23 protein-coding genes are annotated in these 21,761 nt (G+C 50.8%); 7 read left to right on the plus strand and 16 right to left on the minus strand.

Going from position 1 to position 21,761, the window contains the following annotated elements; translation table 11 throughout:
* Nucleotides 1-539: 539 nt before the first annotated feature.
* From C8P63_RS19275 to C8P63_RS17460, 5 genes are all read right to left on the minus strand, one after another.
* The gene (locus C8P63_RS19275; RefSeq protein ID WP_170109741.1) at nt 540-686 is read right to left on the minus strand and encodes a hypothetical protein; all 147 of its coding nucleotides are present in this window, start codon (nt 684-686) and stop codon (nt 540-542) included.
* 627 nt (nt 687-1,313) lie between these two features.
* Complete coding sequence (locus tag C8P63_RS17445; protein WP_108026323.1) at nt 1,314-2,324, minus strand: FecCD family ABC transporter permease; 1,011 nt, start codon at nt 2,322-2,324, stop codon at nt 1,314-1,316.
* A complete protein-coding gene (locus tag C8P63_RS17450) occupies nt 2,321-3,343 on the minus strand; it encodes a FecCD family ABC transporter permease (protein WP_108026326.1) in 1,023 nt (340 codons plus the stop codon). The genes C8P63_RS17445 and C8P63_RS17450 overlap by 4 nt, the downstream gene beginning before the upstream one ends.
* 3 nt (nt 3,344-3,346) lie before the next feature.
* The gene (locus tag C8P63_RS17455) at nt 3,347-4,261 is read right to left on the minus strand and encodes an iron-hydroxamate ABC transporter substrate-binding protein (RefSeq protein ID WP_108026328.1); all 915 of its coding nucleotides are present in this window, start codon (nt 4,259-4,261) and stop codon (nt 3,347-3,349) included.
* Nucleotides 4,212-5,057 carry an ABC transporter ATP-binding protein gene (locus tag C8P63_RS17460; protein ID WP_108026332.1) on the minus strand — a complete coding sequence of 282 codons (846 nt, stop codon included), beginning with the start codon at nt 5,055-5,057 and terminating at the stop codon, nt 4,212-4,214. Before C8P63_RS17460 ends, C8P63_RS17455 begins: the two co-directional genes overlap by 50 nt.
* Nucleotides 5,058-5,571: 514 nt before the next feature.
* Here C8P63_RS17460 and C8P63_RS17465 point away from each other — a divergent pair.
* The 3 genes from C8P63_RS17465 (at nt 5,572) to C8P63_RS20125 (ending at nt 7,014) form a co-directional block, all read left to right on the plus strand.
* Nucleotides 5,572-6,357, plus strand: coding sequence for an MFS transporter (locus C8P63_RS17465; protein ID WP_342748110.1), 786 nt, complete (start codon nt 5,572-5,574; stop codon nt 6,355-6,357).
* Entirely contained in the window at nt 6,278-6,655 is a 378-nt protein-coding gene (locus tag C8P63_RS19400; RefSeq protein ID WP_245921011.1) for a reverse transcriptase domain-containing protein, read from the plus strand. The genes C8P63_RS17465 and C8P63_RS19400 overlap by 80 nt, the downstream gene beginning before the upstream one ends.
* A gap of 113 nt (nt 6,656-6,768) precedes the next feature.
* Nucleotides 6,769-7,014, plus strand: a complete 246-nt coding sequence (locus C8P63_RS20125; protein WP_425437332.1) for an HNH endonuclease — start codon at nt 6,769-6,771, stop codon at nt 7,012-7,014.
* A gap of 226 nt (nt 7,015-7,240) precedes the next feature.
* Here the strand turns inward: C8P63_RS20125 and C8P63_RS17475 are convergent, their stop codons facing one another.
* From C8P63_RS17475 to C8P63_RS17515, 9 genes are all read right to left on the minus strand, one after another.
* On the minus strand, nt 7,241-8,071 hold the full coding sequence (locus C8P63_RS17475) for a sulfotransferase domain-containing protein (RefSeq protein WP_108026338.1): 831 nt from the start codon (nt 8,069-8,071) through the stop codon (nt 7,241-7,243).
* 6 nt (nt 8,072-8,077) lie between these two features.
* Nucleotides 8,078-9,166, minus strand: coding sequence for a glycosyltransferase family 61 protein (locus C8P63_RS17480; protein WP_108026342.1), 1,089 nt, complete (start codon nt 9,164-9,166; stop codon nt 8,078-8,080).
* 19 nt (nt 9,167-9,185) lie between these two features.
* The gene (gene cysC, locus C8P63_RS17485) at nt 9,186-9,713 is read right to left on the minus strand and encodes an adenylyl-sulfate kinase (RefSeq protein ID WP_245921003.1); all 528 of its coding nucleotides are present in this window, start codon (nt 9,711-9,713) and stop codon (nt 9,186-9,188) included.
* Nucleotides 9,714-9,790: 77 nt separating this feature from the next.
* Nucleotides 9,791-10,768 (minus strand): CgeB family protein, encoded by a 978-nt coding sequence (locus tag C8P63_RS17490; protein WP_108026347.1) that lies wholly within the window; start codon nt 10,766-10,768, stop codon nt 9,791-9,793.
* A gap of 45 nt (nt 10,769-10,813) precedes the next feature.
* Nucleotides 10,814-11,938 (minus strand): DegT/DnrJ/EryC1/StrS family aminotransferase, encoded by a 1,125-nt coding sequence (locus C8P63_RS17495; protein WP_245921004.1) that lies wholly within the window; start codon nt 11,936-11,938, stop codon nt 10,814-10,816.
* Entirely contained in the window at nt 11,905-12,657 is a 753-nt protein-coding gene (locus tag C8P63_RS17500; protein WP_211308308.1) for an N-acetyltransferase, read from the minus strand. The genes C8P63_RS17495 and C8P63_RS17500 overlap by 34 nt, the downstream gene beginning before the upstream one ends.
* Complete coding sequence (locus tag C8P63_RS17505) at nt 12,596-13,045, minus strand: sugar 3,4-ketoisomerase (protein WP_108026349.1); 450 nt, start codon at nt 13,043-13,045, stop codon at nt 12,596-12,598. Before C8P63_RS17505 ends, C8P63_RS17500 begins: the two co-directional genes overlap by 62 nt.
* Nucleotides 13,046-13,332: 287 nt before the next feature.
* Nucleotides 13,333-14,343: a dTDP-glucose 4,6-dehydratase gene (gene rfbB / locus C8P63_RS17510; RefSeq protein WP_108026351.1), complete on the minus strand. Its 1,011-nt coding sequence runs from the start codon at nt 14,341-14,343 to the stop codon at nt 13,333-13,335.
* Nucleotides 14,340-15,089, minus strand: coding sequence for a sugar phosphate nucleotidyltransferase (locus C8P63_RS17515; protein WP_108026354.1), 750 nt, complete (start codon nt 15,087-15,089; stop codon nt 14,340-14,342). The genes rfbB and C8P63_RS17515 overlap by 4 nt, the downstream gene beginning before the upstream one ends.
* A 161-nt stretch (nt 15,090-15,250) precedes the next feature.
* Here C8P63_RS17515 and C8P63_RS19280 point away from each other — a divergent pair, with 161 nt between their 5' ends.
* The 4 genes from C8P63_RS19280 to C8P63_RS17530 all read left to right on the plus strand — a co-directional run bounded on the left by C8P63_RS19280 (nt 15,251) and on the right by C8P63_RS17530 (nt 18,549).
* Nucleotides 15,251-15,418: a hypothetical protein gene (locus tag C8P63_RS19280; RefSeq protein WP_170109742.1), complete on the plus strand. Its 168-nt coding sequence runs from the start codon at nt 15,251-15,253 to the stop codon at nt 15,416-15,418.
* A gap of 116 nt (nt 15,419-15,534) precedes the next feature.
* A complete protein-coding gene (locus C8P63_RS17520) occupies nt 15,535-16,221 on the plus strand; it encodes an IspD/TarI family cytidylyltransferase (protein ID WP_108026358.1) in 687 nt (228 codons plus the stop codon).
* Nucleotide 16,222: 1 nt separating this feature from the next.
* Complete coding sequence (locus tag C8P63_RS17525; RefSeq protein ID WP_108026361.1) at nt 16,223-16,987, plus strand: SDR family oxidoreductase; 765 nt, start codon at nt 16,223-16,225, stop codon at nt 16,985-16,987.
* A gap of 206 nt (nt 16,988-17,193) precedes the next feature.
* Nucleotides 17,194-18,549 (plus strand): CDP-glycerol glycerophosphotransferase family protein, encoded by a 1,356-nt coding sequence (locus C8P63_RS17530; protein WP_170109743.1) that lies wholly within the window; start codon nt 17,194-17,196, stop codon nt 18,547-18,549.
* 39 nt (nt 18,550-18,588) lie between these two features.
* Here the strand turns inward: C8P63_RS17530 and C8P63_RS17535 are convergent, their stop codons facing one another.
* A complete protein-coding gene (locus C8P63_RS17535; protein WP_108026367.1) occupies nt 18,589-20,244 on the minus strand; it encodes an alkaline phosphatase D family protein in 1,656 nt (551 codons plus the stop codon).
* A gap of 214 nt (nt 20,245-20,458) precedes the next feature.
* Entirely contained in the window at nt 20,459-21,367 is a 909-nt protein-coding gene (locus C8P63_RS17540) for a site-specific integrase (RefSeq protein WP_245921006.1), read from the minus strand.
* Between the last annotated feature and the right edge of the window lie 394 nt (nt 21,368-21,761).

A 21,761-nucleotide genomic window follows, 5' to 3' on the forward strand; every position in this document is an offset into this window, starting at 1 on the left:
CCTTCAATTTTCAACCTTCAAGGGAGTTCGTTTGTTCCTCAAAAAACGGAGATTCGAAGAGGATATGTGAGCGTTCCCTTATTTTCTTGAGGGAGGATCGTTCTGCGATAAAAATTCCAAGGGATAAGGGCCGATCATCCGGCATTTCCATTTCCGGCCTGTTCAGCCCCGATTTTCGTCGTAGAAGTCATATTCTACGACAAACTAACCCTTAGCGTACAGAATCTACAAAATGCGTCCCTACCCCATAATGTCCACCGGCATCATGCCGGATCTTGATGTATCGGGCTCCCAATTCCAAATCATAGACATCCGTATAACCCTGATCTTTCGTTAACGTCACCGTCTTCACATACGGAAGGTTGGGGTCAGTGCACCATTGAATGTCGGTAAAGGTCCCCAAAATCCGAATCTGGCTGACATCCTGAACATGGATCCAATCGGTTTCCGCGATGGAACCGGGATCACCCCGTACCGTTCGAAGCGTTCCGCCATGAATCCCTCTCCTTTCTCCAATAAAAAAAGACGCTTTCGCGCCTTTAATCGTTGGGCTTTTCTTCCCCGTCCCACGTGTTGGGGCCGACCCATTCGTCGTCTTTAATGAGTCCCCGTTTGACAGCGATCCGGTAGACGGGGAGTTTTCGAAACTCCTCCAGCGTCATCCCGCTCTGGTAAAGGTCGTGCATGAACTCGGGGCTTTTGTACGGCGGGAGATCCAGCTTCCCTTGGTGTTATCGTCATTATCCGTATTGTATTTGTACAGCGCATCTCCGACTTTCACAACCACCTTGGATTTTCGCCTTCGCATCTCTCGGCATCCTCCTGATTTTAATCTTCATGATCCGGATCCTCGGCCTCGGACGCCTCGATAATCTTGTTCCAGACCGTGTTCGGTTGTCATTTTCGGGGTAAGGGATGACCATTTCCTCAATGGGGTGGGACCCCATAAATAGAATTCCTGTTTTGAGAACTGACATCCATCTTTCAGGCATCGATCCCTCCCCTCGCAGTCATTGTGGAGGCAACCCTGGTTTCATAAAAGTCCCAGGGCCGCGCCCCATTCATGGTCCGTAATTGCCGGAATCGTAAGGAACGGAATTACTTTTTTGATGCATCTTACAGGGATAACGTACCCCAAAACGAAAATGAATCATGGTACCTGGACCCCTCGGGCAAAAATAAAAGGCCCTTAAAACGGAAATTTAAGGGCCTATCGTCATCTTTACTCACACTTTTTTTAATGTGTCCACTTCAAGGGGGTCACTTCACACAGGGGGTCTTTTTTTACAAAGCAGATACATGGCATCTCCCTATCATGTCTTTTTCAACAATAAGTAAAGAAAATAGGGCGCGCCGATGAGTGCGGTCATCACCCCCGCCGGAATCCCGTCGGGACTGACGAGGTGATGGCCGATCGTGTCGGCCAGCAACAACAGCCATCCGCCCAACAGCAAGGCGACGGGGATACACAATGGATACCGGGGCCCGACCAGTGCCTTCGCCATGTGGGGAGCCATCAGTCCGACAAAAGCGATCCCCCCGGTGACCGAGACGGCGGCGGCGGCCAGGGCCACCGCGGTCACAAGGAGGATGACCCGTTCCTTTTCAATCGACAGCCCCACGCCGATGGCGGCCGGTTCACTCAAACCCAGCAGGTTTAACCGGTTCGCCCGATGGAGGATGACAGGAATCAGCAGGAGCAACCAGGGAAGAAGGGCCCAGATAAAAGGCCAATCGGTTCCCCAGATGTTTCCGGCCAACCACTTTGCGATAAAATTCACCTTCTCCCGTTCGGCAGCGGAAATCAGGACAATCATCATACCCGACAGCGCCATGGAAAAACCCACACCGGTTAACACCAGCCGAACCGGATGAAGGCCGACATGCCGGTTCCAGGAAAACAAGTAAATCAAACCCGCGGTGATGAACGCGCCGATAAAGGCAATCACAGGCAACATGTAAACAAAGAAGCCCGCTTCAACAGGAAAATACAAAAAGAAAACCGCGATGGCCACCCCGGCTCCGGAATTGATTCCCAAGATACCGGGATCCGCCAAATCATTCCGGGTGATCCCCTGCAAAACGGCCCCGGAAACGGCGAGTGCCATCCCCGCAAGCAGGGTGATGAGGATCCGGGGCAACCGGACAGAGAACAAGACAAACTCTTCTTTAAACGTTCCTTGACCGAGCAGCGCAGGAATCAGCCTGTCGTATGAGACGGAGGAATATCCGAGCCCCATCCCGATCGTGCCGGTGATCACGATCAACGCGGCAAACGCACCGAGCAGGATTCGCTGTTTTCGGATGACATCCGGGTGAATCATTGGATGGATGCGCCCCCTTTGCGAACGATGAACAGGAAGAAAGGCAGCCCCATGAGCGCGACAATCGCCGCCACCGGGGTTTCATACGGAGCGTGAACGGTCCGGCCAGCCGTATCCGCCAACAACATAAAGGCGGCACCGGTAACGGCGGACATGGGCAGAATGAAACGGTAATCCGTCCCCACCACGGCCCGGACGATATGAGGAACCATCAGCCCGACGAAGACCATATTCCCCACCAAGGCGACGGATGCCCCCGCAAGCATGATCGTGATGAGAAACAGCGCCGATTTCACCCAAGTCACCCGCTGGCCCAAGCCGATGGCCAGTTCCCGGTTCAAGCGGAGGATGGTGAGATGCCGCGACAGAAACAGCACCATCCCGATCCCGGCCATGATGAAGGGCATGATGACGGCCACCTGACTCCATGAAACACCGACCAAGCCTCCGGCCGTCCACATGGTTACATCCTTGGAAATTTTGAAGTACAGTCCAACCCCTTGCGCAACGGCGTAAAGAAAGGCGGAAACCGCCGCTCCCGCCAACACCATCCGGAAGGGGGAGAGCCCCCCTTTTTTCACGGCGCCGATTCCGAGGACCAACCATCCGCCGGCCGCGGCACCGATAAAACAAGCGATCATGGTCCCGAAAACACTCACGGCCGGCATCAGCGCCATCGTCACCGCAAGGGCGGCGTTGGCCCCCGCCGTCAGGCCAATTAAACCCGGATCCGCCAAAGGATTGCGCGTCAATCCCTGCATGACGGCACCGGAGACCGCCAAGGCGGATCCGACACACAGGGCCGCCACCACACGGGGGAGGCGGATTTCCCGGATCATGGTGACGGTGTCCCCTTTCACATCCGTGGTCAACGCCAGCCAAACCTCTCCCGGACTCGCCTCGGCCGCCCCGAACACCAATGACACAATCCATGAAATGAAGAGCACCAGGAATGCCCCGCCCATTTTGAAGACAAAAGAAAAGGAGAGGGCCGATTGCTTCCCATCACTTGCATTCATGTCTCAATCTCCCAGAAACGCGTCTTTAAAGAAATCCAATTGGTACTCCAACGTGATCGGATCATTGAAATGGAAGCCTTTCGCGTTGACTTCAAACACCCGGTTGTTTTTCACGGCCGGGATGTTTTTGTAGGTGGAGGTCTCCTGGAACGAAAGATCCGCGTCCGGGTTCTTGCTGACGATCAGGTAATCCCCGGCGAATTCAGGAAGCACCTCCGGTGACAAGGCGTGATAGCCCTCTTTCAACGCCTTTTCTTTCACTTTTTCAGGCATTTTCAGTTTCATTTCCTGGTATAGAATTTCCGTTCCCCGTCCCCAATTGTCACCGAAGACATAGAGTTGCTTGTCAAAGTTCTCGATCACCGAAACGGTGGCATCCTTGCCGATCTTCCCGCGTATCTTTTCACCGGCGTCCCGCGCCCGCTTCTTGAAATCATCAATCCATTCTTTCGCTTCTTTTTCTTTGTTCAGGAGTTTCCCGATTTCCAGATGTTGCGTCAAATAATCCACTTTCCCGTATGTAAAGGTGACCGTTGGGGCGATTTGTTTCAATTTATCCAGATTCTTCGTATTGGACAGTCCGATGATCAGATCCGGATTCAGTTCAATGATTTTTTCCAGGCTTTGGTCCGAGACTTCTGCCACCCCTTTTAATTCCTCTTGAAAACGGGGATTCTTTTTGGACCAGGAATCCACCCCGACCAGATTTCCATCCAACGCCATCACGTTTCCGGCAAAAGAAGAGAGAACCACCACCCGTTGGGGATGGGCGGGAACCTCCACCGGTCCGTTTTCCGATTGATAGATGACGGTTTTTCCGGATGCATCCGCCGGTTTTTCTTTCGATGCTTCCGGTTGACTGCAGGCACTAAACAGAAGAACAGGTAAAAGCAGCAAGATCAGGTGTCGCCTTTTCATGTGACTCGTCTCCTTTAATCAAGTGGTAGGTGATACACATCGGTTTATGTGTCCGGGGATCTCTGCCTATCTCCGCATCGATGTCAAAAACGTCTCTCAGCACCTCATGTCGGATCACTTCCTCCGCTCTGCCGGCCTTCACGATTTGTCCGTCTTTCAATGCGAGGATATAATCGGCAAACCGGGCCGCCTGGTTGATATCATGAAGCACCATCACAATCGTGCGCTGTTGTTCTTCTTTCAACCGGTACAGCAGTTCCAAAATTTCCAGCTGATGCGCCATGTCCAGATACGTGGTCGGTTCATCCAAAAAGATCATTTCGGTTTCCTGTGCCAGCGCCATGGCAATCCAAACGCGCTGCCGTTGACCGCCGGACAGTGCGTCCACCGGTTGGTGCTTGAAAGCCGCGGTGCCGGTGACCGAAAGCGCCCGGTCGATGGCTTCGACGTCGGCTCCCGATAAACGGCCGAAGCCTTTCTGATAGGGATAGCGACCATAGGAAACCAACTCCCCGGCCGTGAGTCCGCTGACACTCTCCGGCGCCTGAGGAAGAATGGCCATCCGTTTGGCCAGTTCCTTGGTGTTCTCCTTCATAATGCTTTTTCCATCCAGAATGATGGAGCCGGATTGGTGAGAAATAATCCGGGTCATGGCCTTCAATAACGTCGATTTTCCGCAACCGTTGGAACCGATGATCGCGGTTATCCGGCGCTCGGGAATTTCAACATTGAGTCCTTTCACCACCAGCCTTTCACCGTAACCGACGTTGACATCCTTTGTATACAGGCGAACCATATGAGGCCTCCGTTGATATTGATAATGATTATCAATTTTGTTTGCTATGAAAGAGTACCGTCGATGCATTGCCTTGTCAACCCTGTGAAGAGAAAAGAATGAGGCGGAAAATGTCGGAACGATTGGAACCCGAATGCTTTGATATGTAACCATCATCCACCGGACTGTATTCCGCTTTTTACAGCGGGCTCAGTTTGCATCTTAATCAAGGTAAAAGCCTGCTGGCAGCAGGCTTTTACATTCTCATTATGATTTGATTTTCTTTTTCATTGAATCATCCTTCTCCAGTTTCCCCTTTTCGCCCAACCGATCCTTATACCACCTGAACCGTCAACTCAAGGAGCGAAGCTCCTTTAGTTTGGCCAGTTCATTTACGTCGGGGGGGTTTCAACTTTATTTCCCCAAGAGATCAGAATTGCCTCTAACCACCCTGGCTTGTCCAGACGATCGATTAGAGAATCTTCTCGGTCGTCGTCCCGCCATTATCACCCCCTTCCGATGGACCGCTCCCGTGGTGATGGTGATCAATGCGATCACTTATCTCTGCTCTGCTCTATCCCTGACTTTGATTCAAAATCAAGAAAAGAAACCGCACATCCCGGACAAACAGCGACCTTTTTTCCGGAATATTCATGAGGGTATGAATTTCGTAGTCAGAAATCCGCACCTCAGGGCGATCGCGGGCGAAGCGGGAAATTACAATCTGTTCTACCAAGTGGTTTGGACCGTCATCTTCCTCTATATGACGCGAGAACTACGCCTTGGACCCGATTCGGTGGGCATCGTCCTGAGCGTATTGAGTGGTGGCGCCTGGGTCGGATCCGTCACAGCCCGCTCTTTGGAGAGACGTTTCGCCCTCGGTCCAACCATCGTAGGCTCCATGATCGTCGGATGCGGTTCGTACCTTCTCATCCCGCTGTCTGGAATGATTCCCGTCGGATCGCTTGCGATCTTGCTGATCTCCTTTTTCCTGATCGGCTTTGGGGTAGTGATCTCCAACATCCACGTCGTCAGTCTGCGTCAAGCCATCACACCGCCGCACCTGATGGGACGTGCCAATGCGGCTTACCGGTTTGCGGTAGCCGGCACCACTCCCCTGGGTGCCCTCTTGGGAGGCTTGTTGGGAACGTATTTCGGCCTTCAAACGACCCTTCTGATTGGAGCACTGGGCACTTTGTCTGCTCTCCTCTGGCTTCTCTTCAAGATCGACGGCGGATGCCATTGGGCAGTGCTTCAACGTTCTTTCCAACCGAAAACGAGCGCAGTGGATTCTGGAGGGAGACATCCGGTCCTGTTTTGACCAAATTAGTCACGACTGGCTCACCCGGAACATCCCCATGGACAAGCAGATATTACAGAAATGGCTGAAAGCCGGGTATATGGAACAAAACGCTATTCATCCCACGGAAGCCGGAACGCCACAAGGCGGAATCATTTCTCCCGTATTGGCCAATATGACGCTCGACGGACTGGAAAAACGACTCCGAAAGGAGTTTCCCATTTGGAAGAGAGCGATGGTGAACTTGGTCCGGTATTGTGATTTCATCGTTACGGGAAGAACCCAGTATTTTCCGGAGAAGACAACGGAAAGAAAATGACTCTTCTCCGTGCCTCTCGCATTCCCATTCAACGTCACGTGAAAGTCAAGGCCGAAGCCAATCCCTTCGACCCTGCATGGGAGATATACTTTGAGAAACGCCTCGACATTCAAATGGTGGACAAGCTGAAAGGAAAACGCCAACTCTTACGACTCTGGCGAGAACAGAAGGGAATCTGTCCCGTCTGCAACCAGAAGATCACCCAACGGACGGGGTGGCACAGCCACCACATCATCTGGCGATCCATGGGAGGATCAGATACCCAAGAAAACCGCGTTCTCCTTCACCCAAACTGTCATAGCCAAGTCCATAGCCAAAAGTTAACCGTTGAAAAGCCGCGTCCCTCACGGGGCGTTTGAGAGGCTTGAGCGGATTGCGGGGAAACTCGCACGATTCGTTCTTAGGGGGGAACGGCCCCGAAAGGGGCCTGCCCTACCCGACATCCCTTATATGCAGTTTTTTTGCACCCCTTCCATTTCCTGTATGACCATCAACCCAAAGCGGTACTCCGTAAGGTGGCCCCCTCCCCCATCTTCCATTCGCAGGGAATCGGCTTTCAGGGGCTCAGCCAATCGTTTTTTGGTGTTATAGATCCCAATCCATATTTCTTCCCAAAAGTTTGTATAGCCTTTGATTATAGGGTCGGAAATAATTAACCAATCGTTTTCGTGTACTTGGGTTCATAGGGGTATATATACCTTTATTGGGAATATAACCTAATTCAATATCTTGTGTTGGTAAGCCTAAGAAATTCAATGTTTGATTCAGTGATTCTGAGGGATTGTTAAAATAATCTTCACTTCGTATGACTAAGATTTGATTGCCGGGATATACCTTCAGCCATCTTTGGAGCTGCTCTACATATTTGCCCCGATCCAGGTAAGAGTATACTATATGTTTCGTTTTACCCTCCTTTACCATTTTTTCTTCTTTTTCTAATGCTTTTTCGAAAGTCATTCCGCCTGTCACATTCCTTAACATTTGATAATGGGAGTAAGCTCTGTCCACAGGATTTCTTAACAGAACAATTAATTTGACATTCGGTAGATGTTTGTATACTCGTTGCAGTACGTGTGGTGGCCACATATAATCTGATGCTTCCCCGGTAATTGTACCCTCTTTTTTCTTTACGAAATGATCTCTATACCACGACATTCCTTTGTGGTAGTGCCAGTCAAAAAAATGGATCTCCTTTTTCTTCGCGGAGCTAATTAATGGATGCTTAATGAGAGAGGAATAAAAAGAAGTGGTTCCAGCTTTCATGACGCCAATAATCAAAAAATCCGGCAAGCTTTTATTCATCAGATTTTCACAACTCCTTTCTGCATCGCCAAACAATGGACCAATAAGACTAACAACATATACCGTGTAAGATTGGGTTGGTTGAGAAGCCTGACTCTTTTCCAACAAATCCATCCCACTTTACCCCATCAGTTTCAAGAGGTTTTTAAGTTTGCTCATATTGATATGCATATCAGCTTGATTAAGCACAGCTCTGTTCCCGGTAGGAGTACCCTCGATCAGATAATAATCCACGTTCAAGACATTACAGATGATATAATAAGAAACATCCTCCAGGCCTTTAGGTTGAAACAACAACAGTTTGGTTTTTGGTTTGCAAAAAAGAAGATTTGTTAAGGCGGCTCCGGAAGGTGCAACGATCGCTTCTATATTGGAAAAGAATTCAATTTGTTGTTTGATGGAAAATCGCTCGGGATACATTACTTTGTATCCCAGACCGGTTAGGTACCGTTTAACCTCCTGGTTATTGGAAACTTTTCGGTAAGGTTTATGGGATCGATCTAAATAAATTCTTTTCGGAAATGAATTTGGATTGTTATCTGAAATGCAAATTTTATCCTTTAAAGACATCAGATATCGAATGGCCCAAGGAGCCGCATGCCCTACCGGTTGATCATAAGAGGGAACAATCAAGTTTGTTGCCTCCATGTGTAAGTCTTTATGGGCAATCATGACTTTGTTCAAAGGGATACCAGCCAGTTTTAGCCATTCGATTTGAAATCGATGCTTGCAACCATTAATGATATATTGATCAATTTTGATCTGACTTTTTTGTAAGAGATGGATCCTGGCAATCACATCAAACACCCAATGATAATAATTCGAATTAAAAACACTGGTGATCACAGCCACATTCCCATTTACTCGACGGGGTCCGGACAAACTGGATTGCTGAAAGATAGGATGTTTTTCGATACGCAAATAATGGGGGCTTTGATGGGAAAATTCCGCAATTACCAAATGATCGGGAGTGATGATGGCCCCGTCTTTCCCCCAAACCCTTCCTTTTGGGATGATACTGATAAAACCTTCAGGGGAAACATGCTTCTTCAAAAAATTGGATGATGGAGTTGAATGGCAACCTATCGGTTTTCGACAGTGGATATACTCCTGATCATATATTTTTTGGTAATAATCCTTTGAATTTGGAGAAGAACTGTCTAACCACTCAAGAAAATGTTTTTTATAACCCTTGGGTATGGGAAGCATAAGTCATCACCTGGAACCGTCAAATTTTCAAACGAGTTTCGAGAAAATGAAGGATTCGCTCTGCACTTTGTTCCGGGGTTTCCTCTTTTGTATAAACAGTGAAATCAGGATTATCGGGAGGTTCATAAGGATCATGAATACCGGTGAATCGGTGAATTTCACCTTTTAATGCCCGGTTGTATAAACCTTTTACATCACGACGGATGCATTCTTCCAACGGACAGTGGACATAGATTTCGACAAAAGGCGGAATGTGTTGACGGGGATAGTTCCGCATTTCCCGGTAAGGGGATATTAAGGAAACGATGACGATGACTCCGTGTCGTGTGAGAAGTTTTGCCACATAGGTGACCCGCTCGATCTGGGTGAATCGATCCTCTTTTGTAAAGCCCAGGTCTTTGCTCAAATGGGAACGGATCATGTCCCCATCCAACCGCTCCACCCTCAAACCCCTTCCCGATATTTCCCTCTCCAGAATACGGGAAATGGTAGTTTTTCCCGCGCCGGACAACCCCGTCAGCCACAGAGTGAGTCCTTCAGGTTTCACGACAGAACCTCCAATCAGCATTTCACATGCCCGTAAAATCAGATCGGAAACACCGATTCTATCAACGCCATAAGATGTTATATTATTCTGTTTTGTTTCAAAACCTTGATTACTTCCTTGACACGGTGTTTGTAACTGTGATTGGCAACAGAGATCCTTCCTTGTTCTCTGATCCGGTTTCGTTCGGCTGAATCTTTCAAATAATGTTTCACCAATTTCACTGTTTCATTCGGTGACGACGAAGCCAACAGGTCATGGTTGGGTCTGAACATGCGCCTGACAGCGGGAGTATCGACAGTGAGAAGAAATCCTCCCGAACCCAAGATGTCATAAGTGCGTAGCGTCAGTTGATCCGGAAGATTTTGCGGACATAAAATGATCTTTGCCGATTGATACACCTTTTCTACTTCCGTATAGGGTATCACTCCATGAAAATTGCACGTTTTGGGTATCTTTTGGTGTAGATGATCCGTGATAAAAGCCTGCCACCCGTTTCCCCAAAAATTAACTGGAATATGATGTTCAAGGAGAGGAAGAAGGAGGTTGCGTAGAGTTTTGAATCGATATTGAAAAAACCTCGTTCCATTGGGGTAATACGAGTTGGCAACCAACGCAATATCACATTCATACTCTTTGTTCATTTGGGAAGAATGTCGGGTTGGTTTATATCCAAAATCCAAGAAACTCGAGGAATACCCGTGTTTTTTATAATTGTCTACGCAGGAAGGGCAAATGGTAAAAACAAAATCCGGTTTCAGAGTCTTGATGATCGGAAATACATATTGATTGGTAAATAAGGGGTCCTCCACCGACCAGTAGACCAGTGGGATCCGAAAACTTTTGGCATATTTGTGGATTAACAAGCGGGTATGGAGATTGGAGGTCGTCATAGACCAACCCTGAGTGAAAATCAAATCCGGATTGAATGTACGGATGTGAGATAGGATATTTTGCCGGGATGGCTCAGCAATCCGAACAACATGGCCCGCTTCTAGAAAACCAACCGGGAGCAGTTGAACAAGCACCTTATTGCTGTCAAAAAAAAGAACACGCATTTTTGTCCACCTTCAGTATTTTTTAAATATCGGATCCGTTGATTATTATTTGAGTTTATTAATAGCATCCACTGTATGGTCCGCCTCTTTTACGGTTAAAACGGGGCTGATCGGTAAACTCAATACTTCCGAATGGATTTGTTGTGTGATCGGAAGTGAGTGATGATTCCATTCTTGATACGCTTTTTGTTTATGCGGAGCTGTTGGGTAATGAATTAATGTTTCTATACCATGTGAGTGTAAATGTTGTTGTAATCTTTCACGCTCTTTTGTTCGAATGACAAACAGATGCCATACATGAGAAAAAGGATCGCCGTTTTGTACTTGCGGCAAGACCACACGGGGGTTCTGAATTCGTTGGAGATAGTGATCGGCCTGGGCTCTGCGCAAGGCGTTATCCTGTTCGAGGTAGGACAGTTTTATCCTCAAAAACGCTGCTTGTAACTCATCAAGCCGGCTGTTTACCCCTTTGTACAAATGAACGTACTTCCGACGGGATCCATAATTTCGGATTGCTTTTATTTTTTGCGCAAAGTCATCGTTGTCGGTTGTGACGGCTCCCCCATCCCCCAGCGCACCTAAATTTTTTACCGGATAAAAGCTGAAACCGGCCGCATCTCCCAAACTTCCCGTGCGCTTTCCTTTATAGATGGCACCGTGGGCCTGGGCTGCGTCTTCGATCACTTTTAAGTTGTACCTCTTTGCAATCTGTGTAATCGAATCCATGTCGGCACATTGTCCGTATAAATGAACGGCTAAAATGGCTTTCGTTTTGGAAGTTATATGAGGCTCCATCTTCATGGGATCGATGTTGTAGGAATGAGGGTCCGGTTCCGCTAATACCGGTTTCAAACCATTGGCTGATATTGCGAGAATGGAAGCGATAAAGGTGTTTGCGGGAACGATGATTTCGCTCCCCGGTTCAAATTCAAAAGCGCGAATAATCAACGATAATGCATCAAAACCGTTACCGACCGTTATACAGTGTTTAGATCCGCAAAAATCGGCAAATTCTCTCTCAAATGCTTCCACTTCAGGTCCCAAGATGTAATGGCCCCGATCCCAAACCCGCTTGAAAGCCGACTCCATTTCGTGGCTAAAGCGACCATTTATCGCTTTGATATCCAAGAAAGGTATCAATTTTCTGCTTTGTCCACCCTTCGTATCCATTTGGCCGGCACCCCCCTTACCTCGGTATGGGGTTCTACATTTTTTGTCACCACGGCCCCGGCCCCTACCACTGCAAAGGTGCCAACCTCGATCCCAGGGAGTAACACGGCCCCGACCCCAATCATGGCCCCATCTTGAATGGTTGGACCCATGATTCCGTTTTCTTGATAACCTTTTTGTCCAAAAGCATTATCATTCGCTGTTGTTACATTCATACTGATAAACACATCATTTCCGATCCTGCAATTCCCCGTTATATGTGAGGAATCCATCACTCGCGAACGATCCCCTACACTTGAATGGTAATTGATCTCGACATTGCGGCCGATAATGCAGGAACTGCCGATTTTGCACTGTTCCCGAATTCCTGCTCCATCCCCGATCAGGGTGTTCTCACCGATTTGCACGTCATAATAAATCACTGCTTTTGCGCCGATGGAAGAATTTTTTTCGATTATTAATTGACGTTTGAAAACGGGTATGCGAACAACACCTCCCGCAACTTTTGGTTCTCTCCCCAGGTAAGCTCCAGGAAAAACTTCCACCCCATCCTGAAGAACGACCCCGGGGTTCAGAATGACATTTGGGTGTATAATGACATTGTCCCCTATGGTTACACCTGATCGAATGACGGAGAATTCACCGATGGTTACATTCTTACCGATCCGATCCGTTTGGATCACAGCAAGTTTGCTGATGGTGATCCCCCCTTTTTTCAACCATCTTCAAAAAATCCTCATAACTGCTTATATAATCATTTTTGTTATAATAATCGCTGGCAAGTACCAACAGTACACAATCCGGTGAAAAATCATGTAACTCACGCCACACCATGCGTCCTATGAACAACCCCTGAGTACGTGATGGAAGTGGGATTTCTTCTTTGGTACAGCCGTCGGTGACGGATACTGTACAACTCCCGGCTAAAGCGATAAGTATCTGTTGCAACTCTTTGTGGGCATGGTCCCCTCTTCTTACCTGGTCAGAGGCTCCAAAAATGTAATAAATTCGTCTGATTTCAAAAGGAATCTCCTTAGTCCCCTCTAAGGCGATCAAAGAACCCCTTTCATCCTCTTTCACGTCAAAATCCAATAATCGAATGTTCATTTAAACCCACCTCCGTTCATCTTTATATATGTAGAAGTGATGACCATCGTTAACCTCAGATTATTTTAAAGTACAGTATGTAGATAACCATGGGTTGGATTGTATGCACACCTAAGAAAAAGAAAAAGGCGGAAGACCATCGAAATAATGTAGTATACACCGATCCTTTGCCCCATTTATCCGATGATAAAGGAGTGAAACAAAAAAAGACGGAGGTTCCGTCACAAAAAATAAGTTACCGATGTTATGTTTCCTTGCTTCATTTCACTCCCCGCCTTCAGCGCCTTTCACCTGTACGATCCTTCATATCCACCGGATTCGGGTTCCCCCTCATCGAAAGTGTGAAGCCATCTCGTCTGCTTGCGAAACCATGCCACCGTATCCGCCAATCCCTTTTCAAGAGGGATCCGGGGACTCCAACTCAGCTGAGAACGGATCTTTTCCGTGCTCAGTGAATACCGGAAATCGTGTCCGGGGCGATCTGACACACGCTGAAGCAAACTTTCGGGTTTGTCCATAATGGACAGGATCATCCGGGCAATTTCCATATTGGGGACAGTGTGTTCCGACCCGATATGATACACCTCCCCCGGCTTTCCCTGCCGTCGTATCCGGTCCACTGCGGCGCAATGGTCCTCAACGTGGATCCAATCCCGCTGTTGAAGACCACTCCCGTAAACAGGCAGCGGCCGATCCTGCAGAGCGTTCAAAATGAAACGGGGGATCATTTTTTCGGGATGTTGGTTCGGTCCGTAATTGTTGGTGCACCGGGTGATGGTCACGTTCAACCCATACGTGTTGTGATAAGCCATACAGAGGAGGTCCGATCCTGCCTTGGTAGCGGAATATGGATTGCCCGGGGAAAGAGGTGCTTCTTCCCGGGTTCGTCCTTGGGGAACGCTCCCATAGACCTCATCCGTCGAGACATGCACCATTCGCTCCAGATGTTTGGCCTGACGGGCCTCCTCCAACAAATGGTGGGTCGCCACTATATTCGAAAGAATAAAATGGCGGGTTTCCCGGATGCTTCGGTCCACATGACTTTCCGCTGCAAAATGAACCACTTCGTGGATCTCACGCCGGAAGAGGGAGCGTACTTGCCTTTCATCGGCCAGATCCACCTGTGCAAAGATATAACGGGGATCTTCCTCCATATCCACCAGATTTAGAGGGTTGGCCGAATATTTAAGCGCATCGGCGTTGATCACCTCAATATCCGGATGATGATTCAACAGATAGCGCACATAATGGCTCCCGATAAACCCGCAGCCTCCGGTAACCAATATCCTGTAACTCATGATGAATCCTCACTCATTGCCGACGGAAAATCAAGTCGGATATCCGCAGCAAGCCGATTGACCCGGAGAAGGGACTCGGAAGTTCCCGCATCGCTCCACCAACCCCGGAGGAGATCGTAAGTCAGCACGCTTTTTTGGATATACAGATTGTTGACATCCGTGATTTCGAGCTCCCCTCGTGGCGAAGGACGAAGTTGCTCAATAAAGGAAAAAACCAAAGGGTCGTACATATAAATGCCCGTAACACAATATGAACTTTTAGGCTGCTCTGGTTTTTCTTCGATGCCAACAATCCGGTCCCCGTCGATTTCAGCCACACCAAACCGTTCCGGCCGCTCCACTCCCTTGAGCAATATCTTGGCCCCGGTTTTCTGGTTTCGAAAACTCCGGACATAGGGAACCAAGGAATCCTCAAAAACATTGTCTCCCAAGATCACCAACATGGGGCTGTCTTTCACAAAGGGAGAAGCCAGCTGAAGGGCTTGGGCGATCCCCCCCGGCTGGTCCTGCACCTGATAAGTGAACCGGGCGGAAAAATCTTCGCCGCTACCCAAGAGGCGCACGAAGTCCCCCATATGTTCCAAACCCGTAACCACCAATATATCCCGGATCCCGCACTCCACCATTTTATAGATGGCGTGATATACCATCGGATACCGGCCGACCGGAAGCAAATGTTTATTTGTCACTTTGGTCAGAGGGAACAGCCGGGAGCCGGTTCCTCCGGCCAGGATCACTCCTTTCAAAAGATCCACTCCTTTCCGTCTCAAACGGCTACACTATCGTATGTGAATCCCCGATTGAAAGGGAAAGACGGATAACTATTTCTCCGGAAATCACCGGCCACCCAGCCTTTGGACCGCATTTTCCGATGGAATCGAAATCAAACTCATAGGTATTCATGCGGATGTTGATGGACCTGAAACCGGGTACCTTCGACCTTCACATCCACACCTGCGCTTCCTGCATCTTCTCACCGTCGGAAGTGGTTGAAATGGCCAAACACCATCGCCCGCCATCACTGACCACGATTCACTGGCAGGGGTGGATGAAACTGTCGGTATCCAAGCCGTAAATTTCGATTACTAGGAAAAATTATCTTCAAAAACGACCCCAAAGGCTTTCCATGCTCCGAATAAACAGATAGAGGCATGTCATGCCGAAGAACCACCACGAATGGGGCGGTAAGAGATGGAAAAGTTCAGTATGATTTTGCTGTCCGGGGGGATGGGGACCCGGATGAAGTTGAACATCCCCAAGCAATTTCTGCAGATCGGCGGCAAACCGATGATCGTCCATTTGCTGGAGCGGGTGGAAAGCTTGGAGGAAATTGAAGAAATCATCATCCCTTCTCCCCTGGACTATATGGAAAAAACAGAGGAAATCATTCTTCATCACCGGTTTGCAAAGCCGATCCGGGTCATCGAAGGCGGTTTAAGCCGACAGGAGTCGGTTTATCGGGGACTGAAAGTGGTTTCCAGTGACGGCGTCATCATCCATGAAGCCGTACGGCCCTTCGTTCTGACCCATGAGATCCGGAAGTTGGTCCAGTGTGAGGAGCCCAACGTCACCTACGGGTTCGATCTTCCCTTTACGGTTCTGGAAGGAACCGACCGGATTGAAAAAAACTTGGAACGGGATCGTTTGATCAATATCCAGCTCCCGCAGAAATTTGATACCCGGAAGCTGCTCCTTGCCCACGAATGGGCGGCGGCCGATGGAATCCACTTCACCGAAGACACCAGCCTCTACTTTCATTACCACCAAGAGCCCATCAAGGTGCTTCGCGGGACGGAATACAATATCAAAATCACGCGCCCCATCGATCACAAGTTGGGAGAAATCATTTACCGCGATTATGTATTGGGAGGAGAATAACATGAAAACGTGTGTCATCAGTGGAGCCAGCCGGGGGATCGGACGAGCCGTCGCCGTGATACTGAGCCAACGGGAAGACATTCAGAACTTCGTACTGCTTGCCAGAACCAAAGAAGCCCTTGAGGAGACCCGGAAGCGGATGAATTCCGACAAGCGGATCGATCTGTATCCCGTGGACCTGACCCGGTCGGAGGAAATCCAAAAGATCATTCACCGGACCGCAGAAGAGTTCGGAAGCATCGACTACCTTCTGAACGTGGCCGGTTACGCCGAGCCGAAATCGCTGTTGGAGACCACCATGGACAACTGGGACACGACCTACCGGGTCAATGTCCACTCCGTCTTCCTGATGACGCGGGAGGTGGTCCGGTACATGAAAAAAACGGGTGGCCGAATCCTGAACGTGGCCTCCACCGCGGGGATGAGTTCGCGACCGGGATGGCTTGCCTACGCTTCTTCCAAGGCGGCGTTGATCAGTATGTCCCAGACCCTTTCCGACGAACTGGCCGAATACGGGATCAAAGTCTACTGCGTCTCCCCGGGCCGCTGTGCCACGGACCTCCGGAGAACGCTGGCTCCCGATGAAGACCAGTCCAAAATCATGCAGCCGGAAGATGTGGCCGATGTGGTCAATAAACTTCTCTCTGAAAACGGCTCCTGCCTGGATGGACAAAACATCGTCATCCGTCAGCAGCCGGGCCAACAACGGAAAGAAAAATCCCGCATCGCAGGCGAATCGGAAAAAGAGCTCGCCGCTCTCCGGTAATCCGCCCTGGATCTTGGCCGTCCCCATCCGTGCCGAGGGTAACGGACGGCCGGTTTCAACGCTTGGAGATCCGCAAGCTTTACCCTGATGATACCGAAAACATGTCGAGGAAACATAAACGATTCTTTAAGTTTTTGTATGGTTACGACCGGATCCTCCCTTCCCCTGCCAACTCACCTCCCGTTTACAGAAAGAGGGAAGCAACCATGGAAAAGCTGAGTCTGACGGAAAAGCTCTTACTCCTGAATACGGCCTTATTGTCCATCCTCCTGATCGGAATCTATCGGGGAATCCTGATGAAACTGTGGAAGCTCTCCAAGGTGTTCAACCGCCGCTTGATCGGGGTTTGCATTTACAACCTCGTTCGCCTCCTCCCCCGAAAATCCGATTGGGTGGTTTTCGGGGCGGAAAGTGGTCAGGGATTCCGCGGAAATCCCAAGTACCTGTTTTTAAAGCTGCGGAACGAGCCCCGCCTCCGTTGCGTCTGGGTCCTCAAAGACTCCCGTGCCGTTCGGCAGGTCCGGGAGCTGGGATTTGAAGCCCACCGCTGTCATTCACGAAAAGGGATCTACTATCAATTGCGGGCAAAGTTCTTCGTCCACTCCCACTCCATCCACGACGATTTCAACCGCTATCTCCTGGGTGGGGCTGTTTCGGTCAACACCTGGCACGGTGTGGGGTTGAAAAAAGTCTGGGGAGCCAACAAGAAAACGTTCACCTATAAGGCCCTCCATGAGAAAAACCCCTTATTACGCTTTTTGAAAAGCTTCGTTGTACGGACGCAAAATGCCGGAGAAAGCTATGTTTTCTCCACCAGTGAAAAGGTCTCTTCCTATTATCCGGAGACTTTCCTTGTCAGGAAGGAAAACATTCTGGAGTTGGGTCAGGCCCGGAATGACGTCTTTTTCCAACAGACGGAGGAAGATGAAGCGGTACCCGCCTGGATCCGGGAAAACAGAATCATCACGTACATGCCGACCCATCGCAACTTCGGAAAAATGGACAAGGACATCAACCGGGTGATGGATCTGGACCGCCTCGATGCGTTTTGTGAGAAGTACGGCTGCAAATTCGTGATCAAACGCCATATGTACAGCTCCGGCCAGGTCTCCCGCTCGCTGAAGCACATCATCGATATCAGCCGGGAGAGTGTCGATCCCCAGTTGCTCCTGAAATACACCGATATCCTGGTAACGGATTATTCCAGTTGTTACACGGACTATCTGCTTTTGGACCGCCCCGTGATCTTTTACTGCTACGACCTGGATGAGTACCTGGCCAAATCCAATGAAATGTACCATAACTACTGGGAAGTCACTCCGGGACCGAAAACGGAGACCTTCGACGGGCTGTTGGGGGCCCTCAAAACAGCAATCCATCGACCGGAGGGGTACGCCGAAGAACGGAAGCGGGTTCTGGAGATCTTCTACTCCCCGGACAACCGGGGTCCGGTTGCCGAAAAACAGGTGGATTATCTGTTGAGAAACATCATCGGGGTGGAATCTGCCGACCCTCGCCCCTCCTCTTCCCTTCTTCCCATGGAAAAGAGAAACGCCGGGTAACGAAAAGAAAAAGTCTCCTTCGGAGGGAGACTTTTTCTTTTACAGCTGTAGATCCGTCTGTCGGTTTGGAGCGAGGGCCGGCTTTCCGATCCGAACCTCACGTCTGGCGCTGCCGCCGGCCCGTTGGACCCCCGGGTTTCCGTTTTCGACGACAAAGGAAGACTGGGTGTGGATCGGCGCTCCCGGCCGGCTGACATAGGGAACGACCCGGTAATCGGTTTGCCAGAGATCCCGGGTCAGGTGACACCGGACATAGCCCCGCTGGTTGTTGAAAAAGTGGATGTGGGGATTGTCCGCCAAGATCCGCCGGGCGTTCTTCCCCGTGTCATTGCCGTCCCCGCCGGATGAGACAGAGGTCCCGACAAACTCGGCCCCGACGGTGGAAGAGCGCGGGTTGTCAAAATCGGATTTCAGGTCGCACGCCCAATTGGAATGGACGTCTCCCGTCAGGATGACGGGATTGGAGACCCTGCCCCGGGCGAAAAATTCCAGCAGACGATCCCGGGCGGCGGCGTACCCGTCCCATGCATCCATATTCAACAAGGCCCTGCCCCCTTTTCTCCAAACCCGCTGGGAAAAGAACACCTGTTGGGCGAGGATGTTCCAACGGGCCCCGGAACGGCTGAGGCCTTTCAACAGCCACCGTTCCTGTTCCCGACCGAGAAGGGTCCGGTCGGGGTCCAGGGATTTCCTCCCCCTTTTCATCCAATTCTCTCCCCTCACTTGGTCACTCCGGTATTGGCGGGTGTCCAGCATGTGAAAGTCCGCGAGGTCTCCGAAAGCGAGCCTGCGGTGAAGTTGCATGTGACGCCCGTCGGGGAGGGAAGAAAGCCTCAGCGGCATGTGTTCGTAATAAGCCTGGTAAGCCTCGGCCCGACGACGGAGGAAGCTTTCCGGGGACTCCCGGGTTTCCGGGTGGTCCCCTGCATAGTTGTTATTTACTTCATGGTCATCCCAGACCACCAACCAGGGGAAGCGGGCATGAGCAGTCTGGAGATCCGGGTCGGAGCGATACTGGGCATAGCGGTCCCGGTATTCCGCCAGCGTCTTCGCTTCTCCCCCGCGATGTTGCCGTACATTGCCGCTTCGCGCCACGTAGCGGTGGGGAGCGTATTCATAAATATAGTCCCCCAGGTGGATGACCAAGTCCAGGTCCTCCTTCGCCATGTGCTGATAGGCGGTATAATAGCCGTGTTCATAATTCTGGCAGGAAACGAAAGCGAAGGTGAGCTCATTGACACGCTCGTTCGATGCCGGCGCCGTTTGGGTCCGGCCGACCGGACTGATTTCCGAACCCGACTTGAACCGGTACCAGTATTCCCGTCCCGGTTTCAGCCCCCGTACATCCACGTGCACGGAGTGGGCCAGTTCGGGCCGGGCGATGGCCGTGCCGGAACGAACCACCTTGCGGAACCCCTCGTCTTCAGAAAGCTCCCACTTCACGGAAATGCCATCAGTCGGATGTGCACTTGCGTTCAAGGGATCGGAGACCAGCCGGGTCCACAGCACGATCCCATCCGGAAGCGGATCACCGGAAGCCACCCCCAGGGTAAAGGGATACTCCGGAAACCGCGGCATCGCCCGGATCACGCCGGAAAAGGGATGAAGTACGATGAAGCCCAACGCCATGGTGGCGATTTTCCCCGCTGATTTCAAAAAATCCCGCCGGCTGATTTCGGAATGAGAATCATTCAATGAACGGCCCCCTTTCCCGGATCTTGTGCCCCTTAGTGTGATCCGGGGAGGGGACCGTCATTCCTGATATTGGATGATTCAAAGAGGGTTCAACCGTGTTGAAGGACTCCCGCCACAGTAAAACACGATGGGACGCCGAGCATCATCGCCTTCGACCCCACCACGGGAAAAGGCGACGGTTTCCACATCGCTTCTAAGCACCGTTCGAATCTCCTTACAATCCGATGTCCGAAGCGGCGTTTTCATTGAACAGTTCGCCATCCCGGATATAGCGCCGCACCATTTGGGCGGACTTGTGCCGGGTCTGTTTCATGATGGCCCGTTCGTCCTTTCCCGCCATCGCAGCCGAAGTGGCGATCCCGGCCCGAAGGCTGTGACCGGAAAACTCCTTGGGATCCAGACCGATGGCCGCCACCGCCTTCTTGACGATGAGAGCGACGGAGCGGTCGGTCAACCGGCGGTTGCGCACCCGACCGTGCCGGTTGATCGGACGGAAGACCGGGCCTTCCGTGATCTCCGCCGCCCGGAGCCAATCTTCCATTGCTCGGACCGGACAGGTGCCGGGACGGGTTCCGCGGGGGAGCCCCACCTTCTCCCCCCGCCCTTCCGGATCCGTCTTTGACCGACGAAGATGGATCACGATGCCCCGGGGAACGGTCTGCACATCTCCGACGTCGACGGACACCAACTCCGATCGGCGGAACCCACCGGCAAACCCCACCAAAAGGAGGGCCCGGTCCCGCTTGCCGGTCAGGGTATCGGGCAAAGTCTCCGCGATCTGCCTGAGATCCTCCACCAGGATCGGCGCCTTCCCCTCTTGGTACATCCCTTTGGCCCGCCGGATCCCCGCCCAGACGGTGCGGACGAGATGGGCGTTGGTGGGTGAATCATATCCCGCTGACTGATGCGCCTGGCTGATGGCTGACAGCCGCCGCTGCAGCGTGGACGTCTTCCTCCGTTCGGCGAGATCCGCCAGATAGAGGGCCACGGTTTGGGGTTCGGCGGGCAACGGGGACAGAGCCCGGGCTTCGCACCAAGCGGTGAAATCCTTCCAGTCCCCCCGGTAGCTTTTGGCGGTGTTGGAGGCCTTGGACAGCCGGGTGTAATCCTTTGCTTTCTCCATTACTTCCCGTATATCGGTAGAGAGGGCTCCGGTTGGGTTCGTCAAATGCTCCATGGCTCATCCCTTTCTTTTTCGCTACCTCTCTATTTAAACACAGAAAGGAAAAAGGAACCAATGTTCGTTCCGGACGGATCACCCGAGATGAGACTCATTTTCGAACACCGGATTCGAAGCTTTCTAGGGGAATAAAACCTCCGCCATCCTCTTTGCTTGACGGACGGGTTGGTGAAACAGCAGAATGCGAAAAGGAGTCCTTCCCGGCTCCTGTCGCGCTTTACTGGATCAGTTCTTGTTGGGCCCTAGAAGCGTTGTGATCTAATCAGATTTCAGCCCTTTGAAAAGAAACAGACAGCTGATTCGGGGGCCAAAGAGACTGGCCCGTCATGTTGAACCA

The sequence above is a fragment of the Melghirimyces profundicolus genome (assembly GCF_003054245.1).
GTDB classification, from domain to species: domain Bacteria; phylum Bacillota; class Bacilli; order Thermoactinomycetales; family DSM-45169; genus Melghirimyces; species Melghirimyces profundicolus.